The 23,468-nt window shown below is 44.6% G+C and carries 21 protein-coding genes and 4 pseudogenes; 20 read left to right on the top strand and 5 right to left on the bottom strand.

Translation table 11 applies throughout. The features are described 5' to 3' along the window. Positions 1-66: 66 nt before the first annotated feature. Entirely contained in the window at positions 67-606 is a 540-nt protein-coding gene (locus KW548_12125) for a DUF882 domain-containing protein (GenBank protein QXX05895.1), read from the top strand. Between the two features lie 83 nt (positions 607-689). Further along, positions 690-1,346: an MBL fold metallo-hydrolase gene (locus tag KW548_12120; GenBank protein QXX05894.1), complete on the top strand. Its 657-nt coding sequence runs from the start codon at positions 690-692 to the stop codon at positions 1,344-1,346. Between the two features lie 52 nt (positions 1,347-1,398). Here the strand turns inward: KW548_12120 and KW548_12115 are convergent, their stop codons facing one another. Then, positions 1,399-2,076, bottom strand: coding sequence for a DUF2982 domain-containing protein (locus KW548_12115; protein ID QXX05893.1), 678 nt, complete (start codon positions 2,074-2,076; stop codon positions 1,399-1,401). A 221-nt stretch (positions 2,077-2,297) separates the two neighbouring features. Between KW548_12115 and KW548_12110 the strand changes: the two genes are divergently transcribed. The 7 genes and pseudogenes from KW548_12110 to KW548_12080 all read left to right on the top strand — a co-directional run bounded on the left by KW548_12110 (position 2,298) and on the right by KW548_12080 (position 8,653). Further along, positions 2,298-2,669, top strand: a complete 372-nt coding sequence (locus KW548_12110) for a MarR family transcriptional regulator (GenBank protein ID QXX05892.1) — start codon at positions 2,298-2,300, stop codon at positions 2,667-2,669. Positions 2,670-3,101: 432 nt separating this feature from the next. After that, positions 3,102-4,193 (top strand): TRAP transporter substrate-binding protein, encoded by a 1,092-nt coding sequence (locus KW548_12105; GenBank protein ID QXX05891.1) that lies wholly within the window; start codon positions 3,102-3,104, stop codon positions 4,191-4,193. Positions 4,194-4,331: 138 nt separating this feature from the next. Further along, positions 4,332-4,870: pseudogene (locus KW548_12100) on the top strand (TRAP transporter small permease subunit). 10 nt (positions 4,871-4,880) lie between these two features. Further along, on the top strand, positions 4,881-6,164 hold the full coding sequence (locus KW548_12095; GenBank protein ID QXX05890.1) for a TRAP transporter large permease subunit: 1,284 nt from the start codon (positions 4,881-4,883) through the stop codon (positions 6,162-6,164). A 79-nt stretch (positions 6,165-6,243) separates the two neighbouring features. Then, positions 6,244-7,599, top strand: a complete 1,356-nt coding sequence (locus KW548_12090) for a cache domain-containing protein (GenBank protein ID QXX05889.1) — start codon at positions 6,244-6,246, stop codon at positions 7,597-7,599. Next, positions 7,592-8,230 (top strand): response regulator transcription factor, encoded by a 639-nt coding sequence (locus tag KW548_12085; protein ID QXX05888.1) that lies wholly within the window; start codon positions 7,592-7,594, stop codon positions 8,228-8,230. The genes KW548_12090 and KW548_12085 overlap by 8 nt, the downstream gene beginning before the upstream one ends. 84 nt (positions 8,231-8,314) lie before the next feature. Then, the gene (locus KW548_12080) at positions 8,315-8,653 is read left to right on the top strand and encodes a DOPA 4,5-dioxygenase family protein (GenBank protein ID QXX05887.1); all 339 of its coding nucleotides are present in this window, start codon (positions 8,315-8,317) and stop codon (positions 8,651-8,653) included. 110 nt (positions 8,654-8,763) lie between these two features. Here the strand turns inward: KW548_12080 and KW548_12075 are convergent, their stop codons facing one another. Further along, the gene (locus KW548_12075) at positions 8,764-9,570 is read right to left on the bottom strand and encodes a patatin family protein (protein ID QXX08061.1); all 807 of its coding nucleotides are present in this window, start codon (positions 9,568-9,570) and stop codon (positions 8,764-8,766) included. 246 nt (positions 9,571-9,816) lie between these two features. Here KW548_12075 and KW548_12070 point away from each other — a divergent pair, with 246 nt between their 5' ends. From KW548_12070 to KW548_12045, 6 genes and pseudogenes are all read left to right on the top strand, one after another. Further along, positions 9,817-10,293 carry a DNA starvation/stationary phase protection protein gene (locus tag KW548_12070; protein QXX08060.1) on the top strand — a complete coding sequence of 159 codons (477 nt, stop codon included), beginning with the start codon at positions 9,817-9,819 and terminating at the stop codon, positions 10,291-10,293. Between the two features lie 87 nt (positions 10,294-10,380). Next, positions 10,381-10,606, top strand: a pseudogene (locus KW548_12065) (hypothetical protein). A gap of 334 nt (positions 10,607-10,940) precedes the next feature. Next, positions 10,941-12,360 (top strand): annotated as a pseudogene (locus KW548_12060) (basic amino acid/polyamine antiporter). Positions 12,361-12,608: 248 nt separating this feature from the next. Further along, positions 12,609-12,878 carry a hypothetical protein gene (locus KW548_12055; GenBank protein QXX05886.1) on the top strand — a complete coding sequence of 90 codons (270 nt, stop codon included), beginning with the start codon at positions 12,609-12,611 and terminating at the stop codon, positions 12,876-12,878. A 616-nt stretch (positions 12,879-13,494) separates the two neighbouring features. Then, positions 13,495-14,979 carry a DUF1800 domain-containing protein gene (locus KW548_12050; protein ID QXX05885.1) on the top strand — a complete coding sequence of 495 codons (1,485 nt, stop codon included), beginning with the start codon at positions 13,495-13,497 and terminating at the stop codon, positions 14,977-14,979. Positions 14,980-14,984: 5 nt separating this feature from the next. Continuing rightward, positions 14,985-16,331 carry a DUF1501 domain-containing protein gene (locus tag KW548_12045; protein QXX05884.1) on the top strand — a complete coding sequence of 449 codons (1,347 nt, stop codon included), beginning with the start codon at positions 14,985-14,987 and terminating at the stop codon, positions 16,329-16,331. Between the two features lie 94 nt (positions 16,332-16,425). Here the strand turns inward: KW548_12045 and rarD are convergent, their stop codons facing one another. Continuing rightward, positions 16,426-17,316: an EamA family transporter RarD gene (gene rarD, locus KW548_12040; GenBank protein ID QXX05883.1), complete on the bottom strand. Its 891-nt coding sequence runs from the start codon at positions 17,314-17,316 to the stop codon at positions 16,426-16,428. A gap of 296 nt (positions 17,317-17,612) precedes the next feature. Here rarD and KW548_12035 point away from each other — a divergent pair. Further along, positions 17,613-17,970 (top strand): annotated as a pseudogene (locus KW548_12035) (PilZ domain-containing protein). Positions 17,971-18,021: 51 nt separating this feature from the next. After that, the gene (locus KW548_12030) at positions 18,022-18,306 is read left to right on the top strand and encodes a nucleotide pyrophosphohydrolase (protein ID QXX05882.1); all 285 of its coding nucleotides are present in this window, start codon (positions 18,022-18,024) and stop codon (positions 18,304-18,306) included. Between the two features lie 321 nt (positions 18,307-18,627). Here KW548_12030 and KW548_12025 read toward each other — a convergent pair whose 3' ends face one another. Then, positions 18,628-20,046, bottom strand: a complete 1,419-nt coding sequence (locus tag KW548_12025; GenBank protein QXX05881.1) for a DUF1501 domain-containing protein — start codon at positions 20,044-20,046, stop codon at positions 18,628-18,630. Between the two features lie 6 nt (positions 20,047-20,052). After that, positions 20,053-21,717 (bottom strand): DUF1800 domain-containing protein, encoded by a 1,665-nt coding sequence (locus tag KW548_12020; GenBank protein ID QXX05880.1) that lies wholly within the window; start codon positions 21,715-21,717, stop codon positions 20,053-20,055. Positions 21,718-22,178: 461 nt separating this feature from the next. Here KW548_12020 and KW548_12015 point away from each other — a divergent pair, with 461 nt between their 5' ends. The 3 genes from KW548_12015 (at position 22,179) to KW548_12005 (ending at position 23,442) form a co-directional block, all read left to right on the top strand. After that, positions 22,179-22,568 carry a hypothetical protein gene (locus KW548_12015; protein QXX05879.1) on the top strand — a complete coding sequence of 130 codons (390 nt, stop codon included), beginning with the start codon at positions 22,179-22,181 and terminating at the stop codon, positions 22,566-22,568. Positions 22,569-22,574: 6 nt separating this feature from the next. Next, the gene (locus tag KW548_12010; GenBank protein QXX05878.1) at positions 22,575-22,913 is read left to right on the top strand and encodes a DUF952 domain-containing protein; all 339 of its coding nucleotides are present in this window, start codon (positions 22,575-22,577) and stop codon (positions 22,911-22,913) included. A gap of 115 nt (positions 22,914-23,028) precedes the next feature. Then, the gene (locus KW548_12005; protein QXX05877.1) at positions 23,029-23,442 is read left to right on the top strand and encodes a hypothetical protein; all 414 of its coding nucleotides are present in this window, start codon (positions 23,029-23,031) and stop codon (positions 23,440-23,442) included. Positions 23,443-23,468: the final 26 nt, after the last annotated feature.

Here is a 23,468-nt window from a genome sequence, read left to right as displayed (position 1 = left end):
TATTAGAGTTAGGTAGTGTCGCCGTTCGACACGTTTCCATTAACGATTTTATGAAGGCTTTTTCCTGTGGATTTTTCTCGTAGAGACTTTATCAAGTTAGCTGGTAGTGGTTTAGTAGTAGCCAGCTGTACCCCCTCTGTCGCGTTTGCTTCTCTTCCGGACCAACCTAGAGCATTGGCATTTAACAACCTTCACACAGGAGAGGCGTTGGAATCGTGTTACTTTGACGGTCGAGATTATGTGGCGAATGAACTGGGTCGTATTGACAATATTTGTCGCGATTTCCGCCGTAATGAAGTTCACAAGATGGACAAGTTCCTCTTCGACCAGATCTCCTTGATTCAATCTCAACTTGGGGTGGATGCAGAAGTGCAGATCATTTCAGGTTATCGCTCTCCAAAGACTAACGAAGTACTGCGTGCTAAGTCGAGTGGGGTGGCCAAGAAGAGCTACCATATGCTGGGACAGGCGATAGACTTTCGGCTCGAAGGTGTAGATCTGAAAAAGGTCCGTGATGCCGCTATTGAACTTCAAGCGGGAGGCGTCGGCTATTATCCGAGAAGTCACTTTGTTCACATTGATACCGGACCAGTTCGTCGCTGGTAGACGAGATTGAGTAACACAAGGTTGTCAAAAACCTTACCAAATGTCATAGTTTCGCCAGTTTAGATATTCAGTAAGGTTTCAATATGTCTCTGAAGTACCAAGTGGTGCCCGTCACTTCTTTTTCACAAAACTGCTCCATCGTGTGGTGTGACGAAACCATGGAAGGTGTCGTGGTCGATCCAGGCGGTGATGTAAAACAACTGGCCGCTCTGATCAAAGAGCTGGGTATTAAAGTCACCAACTTGGTACTAACCCATGGCCATTTGGATCATGTTGGCGGCACTGAGTCTTTGTCTGCTGAGTTGGGTGGCATTGAAATTGTTGGACCACACAAAGATGATCACTTCTGGCTTCAGGGTTTGGCTGGGCAGAGTCAGATGTTTGGCTTTCCACTCACTGAAGCGTTCGAGCCGCAAAAGTGGTTGAATGATGGTGATACGGTAGAGTTTGGCAAGCAAGTCTTTAATGTCTACCACACCCCAGGGCATACGCCGGGTCACGTGGTGTTGTTCAGTGAAGAAGCGAAACTGGCCTTTGTTGGTGACGTTTTGTTTAATGGATCGGTTGGGCGTACTGATTTTCCTAAGGGGGATTTCGACACCTTGATTCATTCAATCAAAACCAAACTTTGGCCGCTTGGCAATGATGTTCGATTTGTGCCGGGCCATGGCCCTGAATCCACTTTTGGCAGAGAGCGCGCATCCAATCCATTTGTGGCCGATGAAATGCCGCTTTACTAACCACTGAAAAGGTCGCCTCGCGCGACCTTTTCTTATACTGTCTTCCATTCCATTATTGGTGTTCTTCTTCAGGCTCTGCAGCGGCAAGATAGCGTCTCGCTAGCCCGACAAATTCTTCGGCAGAACGGTCTAGGTCATGTGCAGAAATGAAGATATCATAATCAAAGTAACTTCTCTGATAGCGCATTCTGTTGGCCAGCATCGCTTGTAACCCTGAATACTGTTCGCCTTGCGTGTTGGTGTAGGGTTTAGAGTCCAATACTATATCCTCAAATTGGGTGCCTTGTTGCCTCTGCTTAGCGCCAAGATACAGCAAGGCTCTTTGACTAAGTAGGATCTCAGTGGTGATTCGTGGGCAAATGCTATCAAGATAGGGTGAATAGTGTTTGAGTTTAATGCCGATCCAAGGCAGAGGTTGCTGCCAACCTTCCTGATCGTAATGGCAAATGCCAATTTTGCTGACATTACTCCACTTAACAACCCAGCCCCCTTTGAATAAGTGCTGTTGGAAATGAGTGGCAGTCAGGGTATAGGCGACCTTGCTCTTGAGAATCATCAGATAGCCAAAACCGAGCAATGACAAAATGGTGATTAGAGTTAACACCGCTTGCTGAAAATCAGGTGAAAACATCACGATTGAAATCAGTATAATGGATGCAATAGTCGCAACCAGTTTAGCGATCGGTGAAGAGAGCCGAATCGGTTGATTAGTGAGATGTAAAGTCTGCATTTACGACTCCCTGACGATGACCTAAACCTCTGTTTATATATTCAGTAGTTATGAAAAGGATCATAATAGGTACTGATTAAATTGTAGTCTGATGACAGCATATCACGCATTTTTGCTCGATAAAGCCCCTCGTACCCTGTAAATAGCTGCAAATTTTTGGTATAAATCGCGCTTCAAATTTTCACCACTGCTCCGTATGCAGTGAAATGGAGAGAAACTCGATGAGACTTGCTCATAAGCGTAAAGTGCAGATGAAATTGCAAAAACGCGTCAAGGCAACAGTTGCAAATGTAGAAGCAACAAAGAAAGCTAAGCCTGTAGTTGAGAAAAAAGTAGCTGTAGCACCAGCAGCGGAGAAAGTTGTCACGGCTAAAGAAGTTAGCGTTGCACTGACTCCTAAGCAGCAACAAGTATTAGACATTGTTGTTGCAAATGCAGAAGGCATTAACCCTAAAGGCATCGGCCTTGCAGCAGGTCAAGAAGAAGCAAAAGCGGCTTCATGGGCGACGGGCGCGCTGAAAAAACTACTAGAAGAAAACCTAGTGGCAAAAGAGCAGTTAGCAGGCAATAAAGTTATCTACAAAGCCGTTTAATCGATCCTGTTAGCGACTTTTTTCAACGACAGTCGACTCTGCCGTTTGAATAAATTAGAAAAACCTCGACGTTATGTCGGGGTTTTTCTCGTTTAAGGACTGAGAGGAACTTATTTACCGTTATATCTGTCAATATTTAATATTTGTCACAATTATATAATCTTTCTCCGTATCCACACGCCGCATTGTTCCTTACGTATTATTCAATAAATAGTGATGATTCAATAAACCATAACTCTATGATTTAAATTGACTTAAAATATTCTTACCATTCTTCCTACGTATAAATACGTATTTTTTAAATGGTGGCAGGTTTAAGTTTGTTAATTTTTATCCGTGTTCTCGCTGATTTCCAATTCGCCGTAGATAAACCACTCTGTAATGGAACAGAAAGTAATTGGAAAGTTACTGAATCTAACAAAGGACGTGAACATGAGTCTCATCAGACAATCTTTGAAACGAGTACTAAAAGGTACAGCGATGGCGGCTGCACTTGCCGTTGCTGCGACATCCGTTAGCGCGGCTGAAAAGGTATACCGCCTTAAATTGGCGGAAACTTGGGGGCCGAACTTCCCAATTTTTGGTGATGCCACCAAAAACATGGCGAAGATGGCGGAAGAAATGTCGAACGGTCGTCTGCAGATTCGTATCGATTCTGCAAACAAACATAAAGCCCCGCTTGGTGTGTTTGATATGGTCAAATCCGGTCAGTACGACATGGGGCACTCTGCGTCCTACTACTGGAAAGGGAAAGTGCCGAACACACTTTACTTCACGTCAATGCCATTCGGTATGCTACCAACAGAACAATATGCATGGTTCTACTACGGTGGCGGAATGGAGCTGATGGAAAAAGTCTATTCTCCGCATAACATGATGTCGTTCCCGGGAGGTAATACTGATACACAGATGGGGGGATGGTTTCAGAAAGAGATTAACTCTGTCGAAGACCTCAAAGGTCTGAAAATGCGTATTCCTGGTTTTGCAGGTGAGATTCTGGCAGAGCTGGGGGCTAAACCCACCAATATCGCACCAGGTGAGCTTTACACTTCGCTTGAACGCCGCACTATCGATGCCCTTGAGTGGGTAGGTCCATCACTTGATCTACGCATGGGTTTCCACAAAATTGCGCCTTACTACTACACAGGTTGGCATGAGCCAGGGACTGAGCTGCAATTCCTCGTCAATAAACGCAGCTGGGATCGCTTACCTGATGATCTGAAAGCGATTCTTCAGGTGGCAATGAAGACAGCCGCTTACGATATGTACACTCAGTCTAAACATGAAAGTGGTAAAAACTGGGCCTCAATTCAGTCTGAGTACCCGAATGTTCAGGTCAAAAATTTCCCCACTGAAGTCATGAGTGCACTGCGTGAAGCAAATGATCGTTTGCTTAAAGAACATGCCGCAAAAGACGAGATGGCGAAAGAGATCCAAGCGTCTCAAGCCGCTTACATTGAACAGGTGCGACCTTGGTCTGACATCTCTCACCGTGCTTACCTCAACAGTCAGGCACAGCAATAGTCTTAGCAACGGGTTGCCAGTTTGATGTCACTGGCAACAAAAAGCCCAAGAAAACGCTCTCACATTGTGAAGAGCCCATAACAAAACTCCGCAGGCTTCGGCCCAGCGGAGTCATTTCAACGTTCCATGGAGTAGGGAATGAGAAATCTAATCTATATAGAGCGTATTTTTAATCGCTTCGGTGATTTCCTAGGATGGTTATCCAGTATTCTGTTTATCTTGCTGCTCGCCAATGTTGTATACGATGTGGTGATGCGCTACGTATTCAATGATGTATCCATTGCGTTTCAGGAAATGGAGTGGCACTTGTTTTCTGCTGTATTCCTACTGGGTGTTCCTTATGCCATAAAAGCAGGGGGCACGTCAGAGTTGACCTGTTTTACGAGCGCCTGTCCCATCGAGCACAGGCGATCATAGATATCATTGGTACCTTGGTTTTTCTTTTCCCGTTTTGTTTGCTGGTGGCTTGGTATGGCATTGACTTCGCTAAAGAAAGTTTCGCCTTAGGTGAAACTTCCGGTGATCCGGGCGGCTTGCCATACCGTTGGATTATCAAGGCTATGATCCCTCTGTCATTCTTGTTTATGGCCATCAGCGGCGTTGGTTTACTGGTCCATTCACTGAACAAGATTTTTAATCCGCATTTGGTTTACGCCAACTCAACAGAACAAAAGTAAGGAAACAACAATGGTCGGTATTGTAATGTTTTTTGTGGCCTTGTTTGCTTTACTACTTGGCTTCCCTGTGGCGTTTACCTTTGGTGGTATCGCACTTATTTTCGGTGTTTGGGCGGAAGGCATGGAAATGTTTGCCTTCATGCCATACCGTATCCAATCCATTATGGAAAATACGGTACTAATGGCAGTGCCATTATTTGTTTTTATGGGTTTGGTTCTGCAAAAAACACGTTTGGCGGAGCAACTGCTTGAATCCATGGGTAAATTATTTGGTGGGGTACGTGGTGGTATAGCGATTTCCACCGTGTTAGTAGGTGCTTTGTTGGCGGCTTCCACTGGTGTGGTCGGGGCATCGGTTGTCGCGATGGGGCTTATCTCTTTGCCAGTAATGCTTAAGTACAATTATGACAAAGGCTTGGCTTGCGGAACCATTTGTGCCTCAGGCACCTTAGGTCAGATCATTCCGCCATCTATTGTTTTGATTCTGCTCGGTGATGTTTTGGGCGTGCCTGTTGGTGATCTGTTCCAAGCCGCCGTTTGGCCGGGCTTAGTTTTAGTTGGCGCTTACGTTCTCTATATTTTGATTTACGCCAAGTTAACCCCTGAAGCTGCTCAGCCGATCCCGCGTGATGAATCCGTCAGCCGTAAGCAAGAAGTCATTGCTGCGCTTAAAGCTGTGATCCCACCATTAGCGTTGATTGTGGTTGTTCTCGGTTCCATCTTTGCTGGTGTTGCAACGCCAACAGAATCGGCCGCTCTTGGTGGGGCGGGTGCCATAGTCCTTTCTCTTTTGTACAAACAATTCAGCTTCAACATGGTGTATGAGGCGGCGAAAGAGACAGTGAAAGTGACTGCTATGGTGTTTGCGATCCTGCTGGGTGCAACCGCCTTTTCTATGGCATTTACTTACACTGGTGGTGACTATCTGGTGGAAGAATGGATGTTACAATTACCGGGAGAAAAATGGGGCTTCCTGATCATCACAATGTTGGTCATTTTGGTGCTGGGTTTCTTCATCGACTTTGTCGAAATCTGTTTTATCATAGTGCCAATCATCGCTCCTGTTGCCGAAATTATGGGAATCAACATGACTTGGTTTGCGATCTTGATTGCGATGAACCTACAGACTTCTTTCCTGACACCACCGTTTGGTTTCAGCCTATTTTATCTCAAAGGTGTTGCACCAAAAGGCGTTACGACACGAGATATATACCGTGGTGTGATGCCATTTATTGTTATTCAGATCCTTGTACTGGCATCATTGCTAGTCTTCCCTGGATTCTATGGAATGTGATCACCCGATTACAGAAATGTAACAACTCTTGCTAAAGTAAAGCTGCTCGTATGGGCAGCTTTTTAGTATGGGAGAAGGAATGCCTCTAAAAGCTAAGTTGATTTTGTTGAGCTTGCTACCACTATTATTAGTGATGGCGCTGACCAGTTGGATCGCTATCTATCAAACCAAAACGCTGGGTGATAAAGAAGTAGAAATCTTTCATACCAGCCTCATTAAGTCAAAAGAATCAGCACTTAAGGATCTGGTTGATTTGGCTTTTGATGCGATCGAGCATATTTACAACGATCCCAATATTGAAGAGCAGCAAGCCAAACAACAGGTCAAAGCGATCATCAGTCGTTTGCAGTACGGCACGGATGGTTACTTCTTTGTCTATGATCAGAACGGTACTAATTTGGTCCACCCTATTATGCCGGAACTGGTGGGACAAAACCTGCTGCACATTCAGGACGAAAATGGCAATCAATTAATCGAATCTTTGCTTGCACAGGCGCAATCAGGCGGTGGTTTTCATCAATATCTGTGGCAAAAGCCATCCACAGGAGAAAGTGTTCCCAAACTGAGCTATGCCGCTTGGTTAAGTAAGTGGAATTGGATGATCGGTACTGGGCTTTATATTGAAGATGTGACAGAGGAAGTGGCTAACCTGCAATTAGCGGTTAATGACAACATCGAAACGACGTTTTTTTCATTGATTGTGATTGTCGCCGTCACGATTGCGGTCATTTTGGTTGTGGCGCTAGCAGTCAATTTACATGAACATCGATTGGCCGATAAGAGCTTGAAAGAGCTGGCCCATAAAACCGTGATGTTTCAGGAAGATGAGAAAAAGCATTTGGCACGAGAACTTCATGACGGCATAAACCAGCTATTGATCTCAAGTAAATGTCACTTGGAATTACTCGGTACAAAACTGGATGACGATACACAAAAGCAACACTTGGCTAAGTCGCAAAACTCACTCATGACGGCGATCAATGAAGTTCGGCATATTTCCCATCAGCTAAGGCCCAGTGCGCTTGATGACATAGGCCTTGAAGCGGCGATGACGACCTTGTTGACCGATTTTAAAGCGCATTCAGGGGTTGAGGTTGAGGCATCATTGTCAACCAGCAAGCGCAGGCTAAAATCAGAGGTAGCGACAACACTTTACCGAGTGGCGCAGGAATCACTAACCAATATAGAAAAGCACTCGCAAGCCAAGCAGGTTACTGTGATATTGCAGCAATTAGGCGATAGGCTGCAATTAATCATTCGTGATGACGGTGTGGGGTTTGATGTGGACTCAACGTTAAGGAAGTCAGGAATCGGTCTGCGTAATATGCGTGAACGGGTAGAGTTTTTAGGTGGAGACTTCGAGCTCGAAAGTGAGCCGGGGTTTGGTACAGAAATGACCGTACTGTTGAAATTAGATGGACTAGTATATGGATAAACCGATCAGAGTGGTGATCGTCGATGATCATCAGGTTGTCTTAGATGGATTTATCGCTCGGCTGCAATTAGAGCCAGAAATAGAGGTGATTGGTTCCGCCAGCAATGGATTGGAGGCGATTGAAAAAGTCAAAGCACTTACACCTGATGTCGTGTTGATGGACGTTAGCATGCCTCTGATGAATGGTATTGACGCCACTCGTCTTATTAAAGAAGAGCTGCCTGATATAAAAGTTCTGATGCTGACCATGCATGATAACCGTGAATACATTATGCAAGTCATGCAGGCGGGAGCAGTAGGCTACATGCTTAAAGAGATTTGCGCTCGGCGTATGGTGCAGGCGATTAAAACCGTATACCAAGGATCGACGTATTTCTGTGAATCGGTGACACAAACTCTGTTTTCACAACAAGTGATACCAGTGGCACAGAAGCCTAATCCGCTCAGTCGCCGTGAGGAAGCGGTGCTGAAGCTTGTTGCCGAAGGGAATAGCAGTAAAAAGATAGCGGCCTTGCTGAGCATCAGCTACCGAACCGTGGAAACACATCGCCAAAATATTAAACAGAAACTGGATTTACACAGCACTGCTGAACTGGCTAAATACGCCGTTGAGCAAGGGTTGCTTGGTTAGCCAATTGTAATGAATGTAAGTGTTAGAGAGTTGATATCGGTGACGTGCTAGGATGAACGAATCGTACACGTCTGGTTTATTGTTATGACCTATCCAAAAAATACCCATCAAGATTACCACGCGCATATCTACTTTGATGCGGACAGTAACGATTTCGCCGCCCAGTTAAGAGAGCGGATCAGCGCTGATTTAGAGCTCACGGTTGGACGTTTCAACCAGAAATTAGTCGGACCGCACACCATGTGGAGTTTTTCTGTTACGTTTACAGCCGATGACTTCGATGTTTTGATCCCTTGGTTAGATAAAGCCCGTGGCAACCTGTCTGTTTTGGTCCACGCATTGACAGATAATGATCTCAAAGATCATACCGAGTTTGCTTATTGGTTGGGCGAACCCGTCGCATTGAACCTGTCGTCGTTCTAGCGATGACTCTAACGTCGGTCACTACGTGATCGATCTTTAGTGCTTAAGCTCATACCGAAGAGCGCCATCGGTGCTCTTTTACTACAGACAAAAGTGACAATTTTCTCTATCTAAGCCATATAGGCCTTTTCGGCTAGCCACATGTTTTTCCCCTCTTCGATACCCATAAAGTAACCTGTATCAAGTGCTAACTTGTTCATGGTCAGTCGCTTGACGGAGAAGTTTTCTGGGGGAGCGATAACCCTGATTTTTACCCCTTGAGGAGGATGGCGGATAAAGGTCAAAGCTTGATTGTAGCCCTGTGCCCGTTTCGTCAGCGCTTCGGCAATTTTTGGGTGCTTATGCAGTAAACGTTTGATCACCCAAGAGCTCTTAGGCTTTGGCATCTCATAACTGAGCGGGTGGGACAGTACCACTGTGATATCTGTTGCTCCACGTCGATACGCTTCCACAACAGGGATCGAATCTGCCACCCCACCATCTGTATAGCATCCACCGGAAAAACAAGGCGTTGTTTTATAGGCGATAGGCAGTGCGCTGGTGGCTTCAATGATCTGGCTGAGATTGTTGTGATTCAGCTGATAGTAGTCGGCTTGCCCCGTATTAATATTCGTTGCTACAGCCAGCATAGGCGCCGTTTCAAACACTTGCTTTTTATCTAAAGGGAATCGCTGCTCAGATTCAGAGACTAACCAATGAACGTCGATTAAATCGCCGCCTTTGATGAACCGTTTGGGGCTAAAGAACTTAGGATCCGTTGCCAGTTCAGTGATGACTCGATAGCTACGTCCTGATTGTTTTCCCAGATAACCGAGCAAAGTAGACGCGCCCGCCGATACACCAATCACAAAGTCGTAGGGGTAATAGTTCGTGTCAATCAGTGTATCAAGTACACCGGCAGCGAAAATGCCACGCATAGCACCGCCTTCAACAACAAGAGCCTTCACAACGTTTCCTCAACCAATAATTTTGTACAGAGTAACGCTTGTTAACGTTTGAGGATAATCGGCTCTAAACATCATTGAAATAGATAAAACCTATAGATAGTTAATGCCTATTAAATGTATAGGTATGAACGTTTTTAACTATCAATTGTAATTAAGTAAAGTGAAGTCATTGAAAGGCAACAGCTTAACAACATTGAATTTGATGAGGAATGCATGATGACAAACCAAATTAACTTAATCGGCCTGAACAACGAAAAATCACAAGCATTGGCGACTGAGTTGAATGCGTTGTTGGCTCACTATCAGGTCCTGTACATGAACACGCGTGGCTATCATTGGAACATTAAAGGCCAGCAGTTTTTTGAACTACACGTCAAGTTTGAAGAGATTTACACAGACCTGCAAACCAAAATTGATGAGCTAGCAGAGCGTATTCTTACCATAGGTTCGACACCGGATCACAGCTTTAGCCAGTATTTGGAAAAAAGTGAGATTGAGGAACATCAAAATGCGACAACGGGGAAAGAGTGTGTGAGAGGCCTAGTCCACGGCTTTAGTGTTCTGCTGACACAACAGCGTACCATCTTAAGTCAAGCCGAAGATGCAGAAGATGAGGGCACGGCAGCTTTAATGGGGGATTATATTCGAGAGCAAGAAAAACTGATGTGGATGCTGAACGCTTACTTACAGTAAAAACAACTGTTCAAATAAACAGTATTCACTTGAGTTATTAGTGAGGATATCTATACTGTATATAAATACAGATTGTGGAGGTGAGTTATGTTGTGGGAAACCCTTGAACGTGTCAATCGCCTACGTCAGAAGGCGCTAAACAACCCAGAATTCATTCGCTCAGCAAAAGCGCATGAAAAGGCTTTGGAGTCACAGGAAGCATATGATGTTGGTGCTTCAAGACGCTCTACCAAGTCGAAAAAAAGAAAAAGCGCTGGCCGACATTTACCAACAGTCAGATTTCGGCTTTGACCCAGCTGGCACTCCTCACTAATCAACGTAAAAACAGGGCTATTGAGGCCCTGTTTTTGTTCTCTTTGCTGATGTTATGGCTCATTTTTAAGCCCCTCTAGTGGTATTTTCTAACTGGAAGAACTTACTAGTATCTCTATCCTGAAAGTTGCCTTGGTTAATGGCATTAAATTCTATTTATATTTCAAATTGCAAAATTAAATATTAACATGTGAGTTTGGTTTGATCGGTCACAATGAAGTGTCTGATAGTCAGCCTTTGTTTGCGATAGAAGTCATAATAGCTCTGCCTCTTATTGGGGTTTCTTCGTAATATGGCTATTGGCGAAACCGTTAAATTTAAAATCCGGGATATAAATGAACAATAAACTCGGGCTAAGCTCTCTCACTGCCATCGTCATTGGTTCAATGATAGGTGCTGGTGTATTCAGCTTGCCACAAAATATGGCCTCTGTAGCCAGTCCAGCGGCAGTCATGATGGGTTGGTCGATCACTGGAATCGGTATGGTCTTCCTTGCATTCTCATTTCAAAAGCTTGCGTTCCATAAGCCTCATATAGAGAGCGGTGTGTTTGGTTATGCCAAAGAAGGCTTCGGTGATTTTGTCGGCTTCTGCTCTGCTTGGGGATACTGGCTCAGCGCTATGCTTGCCAACGTCTCCTATCTGGTCATTGTGTTTAGCACCTTAGGCATGTTATTCGATACGCCCGATAACGTGATTTTTGGCCAAGGTAACACCTGGGTGTCAATCATAGGGGCTTCTGCTCTTCTGTGGATGGTACATGGGTTAGTATTGCGTGGCGTCCAAACGGCTGCCTTGATCAACCTGGTTACGACATACGCCAAGCTAATACCACTGCTCGTTTTTATACTTTGCGCGCTGTTTGCGTTTAGCTGGGATACCTTTACCGTTGACTTCACTGGCCTGCATTTTGGGCAAGAACATACGTTGCTTGAGCAAGTAAAGAGCACCATGCTAGTGACGGTTTGGGTGTTCATTGGTATTGAAGGCGCAGTAGTGGTCTCTAGCCGAGCTCGCAATCGCAAGGATATTGGCCGAGCGACCATACTGGGTCTACTCACCGCGTTAGCCATCTATGTATTGGTGACCTTGCTTTCGATGGGAGTGATTAAGCCCACTGAGTTGGCGCATTATCAAAACCCATCAATGGCAAAAGTGCTGACTCATATCCTTGGTCCATGGGGGCAATACATCATAAGTCTTGGCTTGTTAGTGTCGGTGTGTGGTGCCTTTTTGAGCTGGACGGTTTTAGCATCTGAAGCGCCTTATTTGTGCGCTAAAGAAAAAATGTTCCCCGCCAGTTATGCGAAGTTAAACAAGGCTGGCAGTCCGGTAAGGCCGTTAACATTGACCAACATCTGGGTGCAGATTTCTCTTATTTTTGTCATGTTTGCGGGTAGCACGTATGACACCTTATTGATCATCGCTTCCGAAATGATTCTCGTACCATACTTTTTGGTCGGTGCTTATGTGCTTAAGTTGGCCATTGAACAAAAAAAATCGCGGCAGTTTACTTGCCGTAGGGGTAGGGGCGACCTTATATGGGTTTTGGTTGTTGTATGCCTCTGGCCTCAATTATCTGTTACTTTCCGCGATTCTGTATGTGCCAGGCTTGGTTTTCTTTGTTCGGGCCAAGAAAGAGCAGGGTATCAATCCGTTTGAAGGTAAAGAGAAGGCGGGGGTTGGTTTACTGAGTGTGGTGGCTTTGCTGGCGATTGGTCTACTGTGGCAAGACGTGCTTAACCTTTCATTTTAAATTGCTTCCATTCATTGCGTCGCAAGGCTGATTAAGGTGGTTTAGCTTGAGTAATGAAGCTCTCTATGTGGGAGCTATTGATACAGGGCGACACACCGCCTTTTTTACCGCCAGTGGTTTTAACATAAAAATGACAGTGTTAGAGGAAGTAATCCATATATAGTATCGTGTTTTTTAACTGGGATGGGCTGCTTGGATTAGCCAAGTATAGCCGACCGTAGAAAGAGAATCAGTGCACGATGCTGTGGGTGCTAAAAGTTCATATCAAGCAAAAAGATAGGGCGACGGGACAGGTGGTTTGGTTCAGTCATTACGTAACAGAAATAAAAAGAGATGGAAAAAACTATGAAAGCAGCATGGATGTCGCATTGGCAAAGGGCTTTCATTGTCGCCAATATCGGACACTACTGGACCATTTTGATGCATTGAATATCAGTTACACACTACTACCTGTGGGTAGCAAGGCATTAACCTCTTGCGGGAACTCTAACAACGTACCGCGAGAGGTTGAGGCTTAGCGAACTTGGTGACAATTGTGCTGCCCTGCTGCTGACTGTGGCCAAGACGGATTTAAACTTCTTTTTAAACCTTCTCCTGCTTGAACTGCCCCTCAATAAGTGGACAACCAATTATTGAGGGGCAGTTCAGTTGGTCTTATCGATATTTTTTAAAAAATCACTGGTATAAATTTAATCACTGTAGAGATTAAACATCGCCCATATGAAGGTTGTGGGTTGCCTATTTCATAGATAGGGGAGTTTTGACTCCAATCAGTTGAATGACCAACACTGTCTGCTTGGTGGATGCAGGCTACATTGCGCGTCATCAATCGAGCAATATTCGCCGATCTCAGACTCGAAGAAAGCTTTCCCATTGTTTCGCCTCATGTTTTGCCAAATCGTTTCTTTTCGTCACTGTTCTACCGAGTAACTGGTGACAAAAATAAGTCTCTTTTGATTAAAAGATGCCCCATTTAATTCTCAGATTGTGCAGCAAAATCACAGTAAATCTGTGGTTGTTACATTATTGATATCAAAAATATCAATTACGATTTAAAGGTGCTGGGTACCTTTAAATATTGCCGTAACAAAGGACGCTTAACTAACAAAGATAAGACACCTACGGGAAATAAAAATGAATCAGGCTTATATAGACGCAGCACGAACGCTGCAACAATGTACGTTCGGGGGTTCCCAGCGTGACATTAATGACCTTGTTCAATCAGGAAGCATTGAAAATTGGGTCGCTCAACAAACACTTATTCCTTCCTCTTCTTGGCTGGCGCACTTTGAGCAAGATGAACTCAACGTACCCGACTTATGGCAAAGCTTATATTACGCCAGCAGTTGGACACGCATGACGGTCGAAGGGCAAGATATTCTGCGCCAACGCATCGCATATACGCTCTCCCAGCTGTTTGTGGTGAGCGTAAAAGATCCGGCATTGAGTGCGGCCTCTAAGCGCCGCTATATGTGCCAGTACTTTGATGGGTTGCTCGATAATGCGTTTGCTAACTTCCGTGATGTGATTCGTTTTGTGTCAACATCGCCAATCATGGGTGAATACCTGACCTTCGTAAACAACGTTTCTAATGAGCTCACAGCTCCAGATGAAAACTACGCACGAGAACTGCTACAACTTTTCACGCTTGGGCCAGTTAAACTGCGTAACAACGGTGAGGTACGTTTAGACGCAGAAGGTAAAGAAGTCGCGTCGTACACCCAAGAAGACATTGAAGAGCTAGCTCGTGTGTTTACAGGTTGGAAATTTACCGACATTCGCGGTAACGACAAGTACAGCCAGCCTATGGAGCCACGTGGCGAACACGACATGGGTGAAAAACGCATTCTTGGTAAGAAGTTCCCGGCTGGCGTAAGTGCAGAAGACGAACTTGAAGCTGTGATTGAACGGTTGATGAACCAAAACACGCTTTACACCTTTGTGAGCAAATTCTTCATCAACAAGCTTGTGACTAGTAACCCTAGAGCGGGCTATATTCGTCGTGTACGCCGTGCATTCAAGCGCTCCGGTGGTGATATGCAAACTTTAGTGATTGCGATTTTAACCGACAAAGACGCCCTGCGCTCCGGTAACACAGTAGGCAAACTGCGTGACCCACTGTCAGTCTTTATCCATGCGATGCGCGCGCTACAAGTGAAGCGACGTGACGGTGTGATGATGTGGCCTAAACAGTTCAATTGGTATAACCGAACCTTGCCGCTATCTGCCCCTTCTGTGTTCTATTACTACCAACCGGATGATGCGCCAAACCACACTGATTTTAATGGTCTGGTTGCGCCTGAGTTCAACGTGTACCAATGGCACGACATCTATCAGTACGGCAGTCAATTCCGTGGGTTGATTGCTCAGGTTGAACAAGCAGGGCAAGATTGGTACATGGATGAGACGTTATTCACACGTTACCTTGCTTTTGATGACGAAGGTGTTGTGGATTACCTTAACGAACATTTGTTTGCTTACCGAATGAGTGAACAAGCACGCCAATGCTACATCGATTACCTTGTTAAGTGCCCAAGTCGCCAATCTGACTCGCACAAAGAGATCAAGAATCTTGTCATGAACGCACTGCTTTCACCAGAATTCATCACACAGGGGTAACCATCATGAACTTAACTCGACGTCGATTTTTACAAGCCGGTTCCGCTGGTGTGGGTGTTTCTGCGCTGAATCTCGCGGCATTTCCTGCCTTTGCTGACTCGTTTAATCAATGCCAAAACGGATATCGTGCCGTTGTTGGTATTGACCTTGCTGGCGGTAACGATGGCTACAACATGCTCATCCCAACCGCTGCGAATGCCAACAGTCAATACCGTGCGCTGCGTGGCGACTTGGCCATAGATGAGACAACCTGTATTGACTTAGACGCAATCAACGACGAGGCCAAACTGGCACTTAACCCAGCGATGGCTGCTCTTAAACCTTATTGGGACAGTGCTAACCTTGTACCTGTAGTGAACCTAGGTCCATTGACTCAGCGCGTCAACAATGTGAATTACGATCAAAGCACTCGTCCGGCACACCTGTTCAGTCACTCACATCAATCCACTATGGTTCAATCTCACGCCACTAAGTCACTGTCGAAAGAAGGTTTTGGCGCGAAGACATCCACCGAGCTTGGCTCTATGCTGCGCAGTTTGAATGAGTTGTCACCGATGTTTGATATGGGTGGCACACAAGTGTGGACTAACTGCATTGAAGCCCAATCCAACTCGGTCGGTTCTAAGCCACCCAGTGACATTTTCAACGATCAACGTTCGCGTGATCTGTTCGATCAACTGCAAAGTACTGGCAGTTACAGCAATATCTTCCAATCTCATTATGCAGACGTTGCTGTCGACTCAACCAAAATGTATAAGCAGTTCAGTACCATTCTCAATGCCGAGATCCCAGACGTATTTCCAGCAACGAGCATCGGTAAACAATTGAAAGCCGTCTTTAAACTGCTGCTGCATAAGGACCAGTTCCAACATCCAGCACAGTACTTTAGTTGCAAGTTGGGCGGGTTCGATACCCACTCAGCTCAAATCAGCCGTCAAACGGCTTTGCTACAAGAACTGGCAGAAGCGATGGCCGCTTTCCAATTGGCACTGGAAAACAATGGTTTGTTTGAGCAAGTGACAACCTTTACCCATTCTGAATTTGGTCGAACCCTGATTCCAAACGGCACAGATGGGACTGATCACGGCTGGGCTAGCCATGCGTTAGTCTTGGGAGGCAGTGTGGCAGGGCAAGCCATTGTCGGTGAGTATCCGGATTTATCTGAGACCAGTCCTTACTTGCTTTCGCGTGGCCGAGTGATTCCAACTATCTCTTCAGATCAGCTTCATGCGAGCTTGATGGCGTGGTTAGGGCTGACTGAGACAGGAATTAATCAGTTATTCCCTGCGCTGGACAACACGTTGACAGATTCAATCCAACCTCAGACTCTCCCTCTGTTCAAAGCTTGCTGATACTGAAAGAGATAAGCAACTTAAAGCCAAAGTGAGCGGTTGAACGACCCTCGACAGCTGTCAAAATCCAAGTGTACTTGATGCACTTGGATTTTTATGAGCGATTCAGAACCATTCGCTTCTTGGCACTTTCTGCGATCGTGAACAGCAAGCCCGCCCAGATCAGACTGAAGCTCACCAGTTTGACTTCATCGAAAACTTCGCCGAACAAATAAATCGCCAGAAGAAACTGGATCGACGGCTCTATGTATTGCATCAATCCAACCGTTGACATACTGGTCCAACGAATGGCAAGAGAATAGAACACTAGAGGGATCAAGGTGGCAGGCGCAGCACCTACGTACAGAGCAAAGGTTGCCCAGCCTGAGTGCAGCGATTCTGCTCCAACGGTGACTTCTTTGAATACAAGGTAACCGAGTGCAAACGGTAATAGTACAAGCGCTTCAACAAATAGGCAGGTGCTCCATTCGTATTGAATTTTCTTCTTACACCAACCATACAAAGTAAAGAAAATCGCCATAGTCAGAGCGATAGTGGGCACTTGCCCATATTGCATCACCTGATAGCTTAATCCGGCGGTCGCCAGAATCAACGCCACTTTTTTGCCCAGCGACAGTTTCTCACCCAGTACGAAGACACCCAGTGCTGTCATGGTTAATGGGCTGATGAAAAAGCCCAAGCTGGCATCGATAACGCGATCGTTGGTGATGGCCCATGTGAAAGCGCACCAAGAAATCGACATTAAGGTACTGCCCAACAAAGTGATGCCCAAAGATCGGCGATCACGCACGATAGCCGAAAAGTCTGGCATTTTTTTAGTGACCAACAACACAATCAAAACGCCAAAGGGTACCGATGCGACCAATCGAACGGTCAGTAATTCGTCCAGAGCGGCGTTGGGGAGATATTGATAATAGAGTGGCAATAAACCCCACAAAAGGAATGACAACGCAGCCATCCAGTTGCCAGTACGTTGTTGTGACATGGAATGAACCTAATGATTAAGATGTGTGCAATGTATGCGCAAAACTTCGTGTTGTAAAGCGGTTTGTAATACTGGCTTTTTGAGGTTTTTAGTTATTTAAAATCAGTGGGTTACGGATTGTTGGTGAAAGGTTGTATGGCGAGCCAAGATCACAAGCGCAAAAACTAGCACTAAAGATTTTCTTTCAATAGTCGACAGTTATACTATCGGGGAATTTGATTAATCTGAATAACTGTTGGTCACTAGATATGTAAGACTCTTCGGGACGTTATCACTCGAAGTAATAGGAGATTGTGATGAGTGATTTTGAACAAAAACGTAAATACTATCGATTGAAGTACCCCAGAAGGGCGAGACCTTCCGTACGTATTTCTAATGAATTGTTTCATGTTACCGAAGTGTCTGAGGGTGGGATTCGAGTGGTAAAGAACACGTTTACCAACTGGTATAAAGGCTTATCCATGTCTGGCACGATTCACTTACATAATAACAAGCAAGTGACCTTTGAAGGAAGTGTGCTTCGATTTGATCAAAATGAGGTGATTGTTAAGCTGAAAAAAAGGCCCATCTTTTAAAAACATGGTTGAAGAGCAGCGCCATATTCGCCAGACGTATCCAACTTATTTCTCGAGACCGGTAACAGAAGTCGCTTAACCCGCGCATTGCGCTTCAATGCTGTTGAACAAAACATGAATAAAGGATGTGATGAAGCTATCTGAATTACAAAACCACATTAAAAGCTTTGACCATGCACCAGAGCAATCCGAGCACTACTTTTTAAAACTAATAGAAGAAGTGGGTGAATTATCTGAGTCAATCCGCAACGGTCAAAGTGGTCAACCCTCACTAGAAGAGTTAAAAGGTTCGATAGCCGAAGAGTTGTATGATGTGCTGTATTATGTTTGTGCCATAGCCAATATTCATGGTGTTAATCTAGAACACACACATCAACTTAAAGAAACGTTAAATAAGGCCAAGTACAACCGATAGGGTGCTGAGATACTACGGCTGAAGACTGGCTAACAACGTTTTCTGAAACGTTGACACTGTGTTTGGGTAGTTTATTGGCGTCTTGTTTTATCAGGTGATTAGCTGAGCGATGTGCGCCCAAGCCAGAGTGGCGGCTCGGCAGACTAGTTGTTCTCGTCAATCCGACCAATCCAAAAGTAGGACAGTGAAAGAGTTGCTAGGGAATGGCGCTATTACAGCACAATATAGAGTTCGTGTGTATCAATGATGCACACATGTTCAAAAATAGGTCAGGTTACCTGACCTATATAAACCTCATTTAGACTGGAAATAGACGCACACTCACACCAAAAACACGGGCCTAACTCCTAGCGAATCGAGATTGACAAACAATTTACGAATCTCCTTTTCTTCCAAGCCCATCCAACTAGCGAAGTTCGCAGCGTATTGATCTATAGAAGTGGTAGGAATAAGGCGGCCGTTTCCCGCATCGTATTCATGCCCAAAATCTGCTTTGGGTAAATCACCATAAATTTGACCTCCTCTAACGGATTCGCCGATCACAAAATGATGGGCTCCCCAGCCATGATCTGTACCATCCCCGTTACAAGCAAGAGTTCTGCCGAATTCCGATGCGGTAAAGCTCACTACTTGATTGGCTAAACTGTGATTCTCGAGAGCGTTATAAAAGGCCCCAATAGCTTCGTCCAATTGAGTTTGCAGCTTGGACAATGACTCAGGCTGGCCTGAATGCGTATCAAATCCTCCCATGCTAACGACAAACGACTGTCTGTTTGGGCCTAATTGTTTCTGCGCTAAAATAGTCGAAAAGACACCTTTCAACTGATTGCCAATGTGTGTATTAGGAAATTGTACCGATACTTTATCAGACGCCACGCGATTGAAATGTGAATTATACGAGTAAGACTTCGCTTGTTTACTCGCCAAATCTCGTTCAAATGGCTTAGAGTAGATAGCTTGTCGGTCGTTACTAAAATACGTTTTGAGATCACTCGGTAAACCATCCACTGATGAAGTAATATCGCCTTTGTAAGTGGACTCAGAGTCCGGTTGTCCAGTAACTCCTGGTGTGGTTAAGGTAATATCTGGCGCTCGCCCATCAATTAAGTGATAGGGTGCCGTTTTCTTTCCAGATATGAGGAGTTCGCCATTCGACAAGGTAATGGTACTAAACGGGTTGCTTTGGCTGGTGCCCTGCTCAAGTAATTTGTCATGGATGCGTCCTGCCCACCCGAATTGAGCCCCTTCAGTATCTCCAGACATCCAAGTCGACTGCTGATCATTATGAGAAAATAGTCTACTAGGCAGTGACACGGAACCTCGTTTGTACTGTTCTGCATTAGTCGGCACATGCAATGGGCCAACATTCCCGATAATGGCGGCGTTACCTTTTTGATATAGAGCATGAATGTTTTTCATCTCAGGGGGAAGAGCGAATTGGCGAGGACCAAAACGACCGGATGAGTTTATCTTCAAGAGGTTCTCTTTCCTTCTTGGTACTGGATACGCCTCAACCATATCTTTTCGAATATCGGCCCAACGAGCATAGCTTGCATTATCATAGGGAATAATGGTGTCGTGATTGTCCATACCGCCATAGAGAAAAACACATACCATGGCTTTATAATCATTGACTTTTGCTTGTGCCGGTAACGCACTTAACAATGAAGTCATGCTCGTGATCGTGGTTGCTGCTAGTGAGGAAGCGGACATTTTGATAAATTGACGTCGTTTCATCATAGTTCCTTATCGTTGTACGAGGTAGTCTGGTGATATCATTACCAACAAGATTGCTAGCTTCACTCGCGTTTCCAACGAAGTCACTTGAGTAATTTTTTCTACTATATGAGTTTTAGTTGCTGGTGCCATTATCCCTCCTGTTAGCAAGGAGTTTAAGTGTTCGACAAGATCTGAAGGTTGTGCAGCTAGAGCCATTTGAGGCGTGTATTGAGTTGAGAAACGATCAACGGCATGGTGTGCTTTTATTGGCATACCGTAATCAATATAGGTTTGTTCCAATTCATACACATTTATATTTTTTTGCTGATTAAAGACAAAGTAAGTCATAAAGTTGACATAGCCAGATATAGAGGTTGCATTGACAATTTGCATCTCTGGTGCGACTAGGTTTTGTTGGGCTGATATTGTTCCTGGAGCTTTATAGCCTGGACGATAGAAATTAAATACACTAGGTGATCGGTAAGGGTGTTGAGCCAATGAGCTCGCAGAGCTTGTATCCCAAAGTTTAAACAAATATTCCGCATCTATATTTGTTACATTAAAAGCTCTTGCCCAGTGGGTAAAACGCAAAATAGGTTCACGAACTTTGCTATGGGGCCTTCCTCCAACAGAGGAATGATTTTTGGCCTCAAAAAGAACTGCCATTAATGTAGCGCTCAAATCGCCACGAATCCCTTGTCCAATAACTTTACCCGGTGCTAGTTCATAACTACCGGAATCAAAAGCAGAGGAAACACGTGCAATGTATGCAGGGCTTGGGTTACTCGTTACTAAACGTTGAATTAATTGCTTACTAATAAAGGGGCCAACATTGGGATGAGCAAAAATGGCATCCAGTGCTAGGGTTATAGAACGTTTACTTGGAGTATTCTTTGGAATCACCGTTCCTAGAAAGCGTTTCTCTTTTGAAGAGTGCAGTTCTTCATCTGCCACTGTCATTGGTACACTGAATGCTTCACCCGGTTTATCATTGGTATTAGATTCATCCACATTGAGACCAGTAAAAACCCTCGCGAGTCCTCTCACATCGGAGTTTGAATAGGTCTCTATAGGTTGTCCGTTAGTATCAAGGATAGGAGAACCATCAGGATTGAGTTGTTCTACACCAATCGTAAACAGCTGTAACAACTCTCTCGCATAATTCTCATCAGGTTGATTACCTCTCTCTGGATCGGCTTTAACATTTCCCAGATACGTCAAGTAATAACCCATCGCGGGAGAGTAGGTGACCTCTTCGAGTAATGTCCGAAAGTTACCGAAAGCGTGTTTTATGAGCAGATCTTCGAAACTTGCCACAGCTTCAGGGTGCTCAGTTAATTCATCACCAACCCCATTTGAAACGACGAAGATTTGAGATAACGCAAATGCCATCCTTTGTCTCAACTGATCATGGCTTTCAATAGCGTTTTTCCAAAACGCGAATGATGTGGAAGCAAAAACAAACTGACTTTGTGGCTGAGCGTTGATGTACTGTTTTACTCTGGGCATTAAATAACTAGGTGGTAAGTTGAGTTGTGATTCAATCCATGCCACTGGACCAACTTTGGAGAGTAGGGAAATATCAGATGGTTGAGCTCCAAATGTTGTTTGGTTTAAAAATCTCACCGCGTCGTTGTAGGACATATGCGGTGAAGCGGAAACAGTAAATGAGCAGTCACCTTTGGCGGTCAAAGATCCTATTTCCAATGTGTCCGTACAGGAAGATGAGTGCCCATACGAGCTAAAGGTTAATATTATTAGCACCGTCGGGAGTAAGAACTTATAAAGCATAATTTCCTCAAATGTTGTTTTGAACAGGTACAAAGAAGAAACTAAACAGTAGTTTGGTTTATTTTGTATGCCAAAATCTTGTTCTATCTATATTTTCTAACTTTGATATTGATTCAATAAATATTATATTGAGGAGAAAGTGAACCGCGTTATCTAAGATAGCAAAGTCAACATTCGTTGACCGAAGAGTTAATCTGGGGTCTGCACGGTTATTTTTAATAGTGGAAAACTCGTCGGTTCGAACTTACAACACTCATTACTAAATTTGATAAATCTAAGTACAACCGATAGGGTGCTGAGTTAACCTTCATACGATAGGCTGATAATCTGCTGCGCGTTAACGGAAAAATTTGAGATGACACATGTATAAAATCGCTAGGCTTGGCATGGTTGCGCTGCTGGTCAGTGGCTTGCAAATCCCCGTAGGTGCACAAGACACCACCTCCAATCTTGATAATGTGCTTGTCTATGTAGATGAAGTCGGCGGGCCGTATACTGACACTTGGTATGTCCGTGGCGACTTAAAGCGGCTGAGCGACATTGATATTGTTCGTGAAGGTAAGTCAGGCTCATTTGAGGCGACAGTGGAGGTTGACTGCCGGTTATCAAGGGTCGCAATCAAGAACACGGGTTTACTCTTTACTTCGATAGTTCTGACAAAAGAAGAATCGGCTGAGTATATCTCTGACGACGTTACCGAGGCCCTAGTTAAGACTCTGTGTTCCTCATCGCCCAATATACAGCAAGAGTAGAACCATATGCTTTATCACATACTGACGAAAAGTGAATACCACAAATATCAAAACAGCGACACATACGCACCGGAATCTTTGACAACAGAAGGTTTTATTCATTTAGCATACCAAGAACAAGTACAAAAAATAATTGACGTTTTTTTTGCTGGAGTGAGTGAGATTTACCTGCTTGAAATCAATAAAAGTGCTGTCGCTCAATGCCTAAAAGATGAACCACCCGCAGGCACGCAAGATGATGGAGAACGCTATCCGCATCTATATGGCTCATTGTGTAAGCGAGCCGTCATTAAGACGATCAACTTAATCGCGGATGCGAACGGTGAGTTGAAGTTCACTCACTAGAAATCAACCAGGGTGATATCACCGTAACCTCATTTAGGGCTAGAAACACTCGGCAATACTTATTTCGGTTTATTATCGAGTTTGTTGTGATGTGAATTAAAGGAGTTAACCAACTATGTATAAACAAACACAAGTAAACACCGTATTGATCTCCCTTCTTTTGATTCTAAGTGGGGTGATTGTTGCAACCTCTGATTCTATCGCCAGTGCGCTTATTGCGTTGACAATCAATTTTGTTATAGGGGTATTATTTTACTCCATGACAGTCGAGGTAAACGCAAATAAAGTGAGCTGGTATTTTGGGCTTGGTTTTCTTCGTAAGGAAGTCGATGTCGTCAATATTACTGATATGTCATCTTACGACACTAAGTGGTATCAAGGCATTGGAGTTCGTATGTTAAAAGATGGTTGGTTATATAATGTTTCAGTCGGTCAAGCTCTAAAACTCACATTAGCTGGAGGCAAAACGGTTTATCTTGGATGTAAAGATATCGGAGATCTTAAGCGCGCGTTAGAATCAGCCAGCTAACAGGCTAGCCAAGGTGTCATCGGGGT

Origin of the sequence: Vibrio neptunius (assembly GCA_019339365.1) — a bacterium.
Taxonomy (GTDB): domain Bacteria; phylum Pseudomonadota; class Gammaproteobacteria; order Enterobacterales; family Vibrionaceae; genus Vibrio; species Vibrio neptunius.
This window is presented reverse-complemented; position numbering and strand designations above follow the sequence as displayed.

What these genes read in the sequence shown, in the direction of transcription:
- KW548_12120 (QXX05894.1), top strand. Translation starts at nt 690, where the DNA reads ATGTCTCTGAAGTACCAAGTGGTGCCCGTCACTTCTTTTTCACAAAAC.
- KW548_12115 (QXX05893.1), bottom strand. Translation starts at nt 2,076, where the DNA reads ATGCAGACTTTACATCTCACTAATCAACCGATTCGGCTCTCTTCACCG.
- KW548_12110 (QXX05892.1), top strand. Translation starts at nt 2,298, where the DNA reads ATGAGACTTGCTCATAAGCGTAAAGTGCAGATGAAATTGCAAAAACGC.
- KW548_12105 (QXX05891.1), top strand. Translation starts at nt 3,102, where the DNA reads ATGAGTCTCATCAGACAATCTTTGAAACGAGTACTAAAAGGTACAGCG.
- KW548_12095 (QXX05890.1), top strand. Translation starts at nt 4,881, where the DNA reads ATGGTCGGTATTGTAATGTTTTTTGTGGCCTTGTTTGCTTTACTACTT.
- KW548_12090 (QXX05889.1), top strand. Translation starts at nt 6,244, where the DNA reads ATGCCTCTAAAAGCTAAGTTGATTTTGTTGAGCTTGCTACCACTATTA.
- KW548_12085 (QXX05888.1), top strand. Translation starts at nt 7,592, where the DNA reads ATGGATAAACCGATCAGAGTGGTGATCGTCGATGATCATCAGGTTGTC.
- KW548_12080 (QXX05887.1), top strand. Translation starts at nt 8,315, where the DNA reads ATGACCTATCCAAAAAATACCCATCAAGATTACCACGCGCATATCTAC.
- KW548_12075 (QXX08061.1), bottom strand. Translation starts at nt 9,570, where the DNA reads ATGCGTGGCATTTTCGCTGCCGGTGTACTTGATACACTGATTGACACG.
- KW548_12070 (QXX08060.1), top strand. Translation starts at nt 9,817, where the DNA reads ATGACAAACCAAATTAACTTAATCGGCCTGAACAACGAAAAATCACAA.
- KW548_12050 (QXX05885.1), top strand. Translation starts at nt 13,495, where the DNA reads ATGAATCAGGCTTATATAGACGCAGCACGAACGCTGCAACAATGTACG.
- KW548_12045 (QXX05884.1), top strand. Translation starts at nt 14,985, where the DNA reads ATGAACTTAACTCGACGTCGATTTTTACAAGCCGGTTCCGCTGGTGTG.
- rarD (QXX05883.1), bottom strand. Translation starts at nt 17,316, where the DNA reads ATGTCACAACAACGTACTGGCAACTGGATGGCTGCGTTGTCATTCCTT.
- KW548_12030 (QXX05882.1), top strand. Translation starts at nt 18,022, where the DNA reads ATGAAGCTATCTGAATTACAAAACCACATTAAAAGCTTTGACCATGCA.
- KW548_12025 (QXX05881.1), bottom strand. Translation starts at nt 20,046, where the DNA reads ATGATGAAACGACGTCAATTTATCAAAATGTCCGCTTCCTCACTAGCA.
- KW548_12015 (QXX05879.1), top strand. Translation starts at nt 22,179, where the DNA reads ATGTATAAAATCGCTAGGCTTGGCATGGTTGCGCTGCTGGTCAGTGGC.
- KW548_12010 (QXX05878.1), top strand. Translation starts at nt 22,575, where the DNA reads ATGCTTTATCACATACTGACGAAAAGTGAATACCACAAATATCAAAAC.
- KW548_12005 (QXX05877.1), top strand. Translation starts at nt 23,029, where the DNA reads ATGTATAAACAAACACAAGTAAACACCGTATTGATCTCCCTTCTTTTG.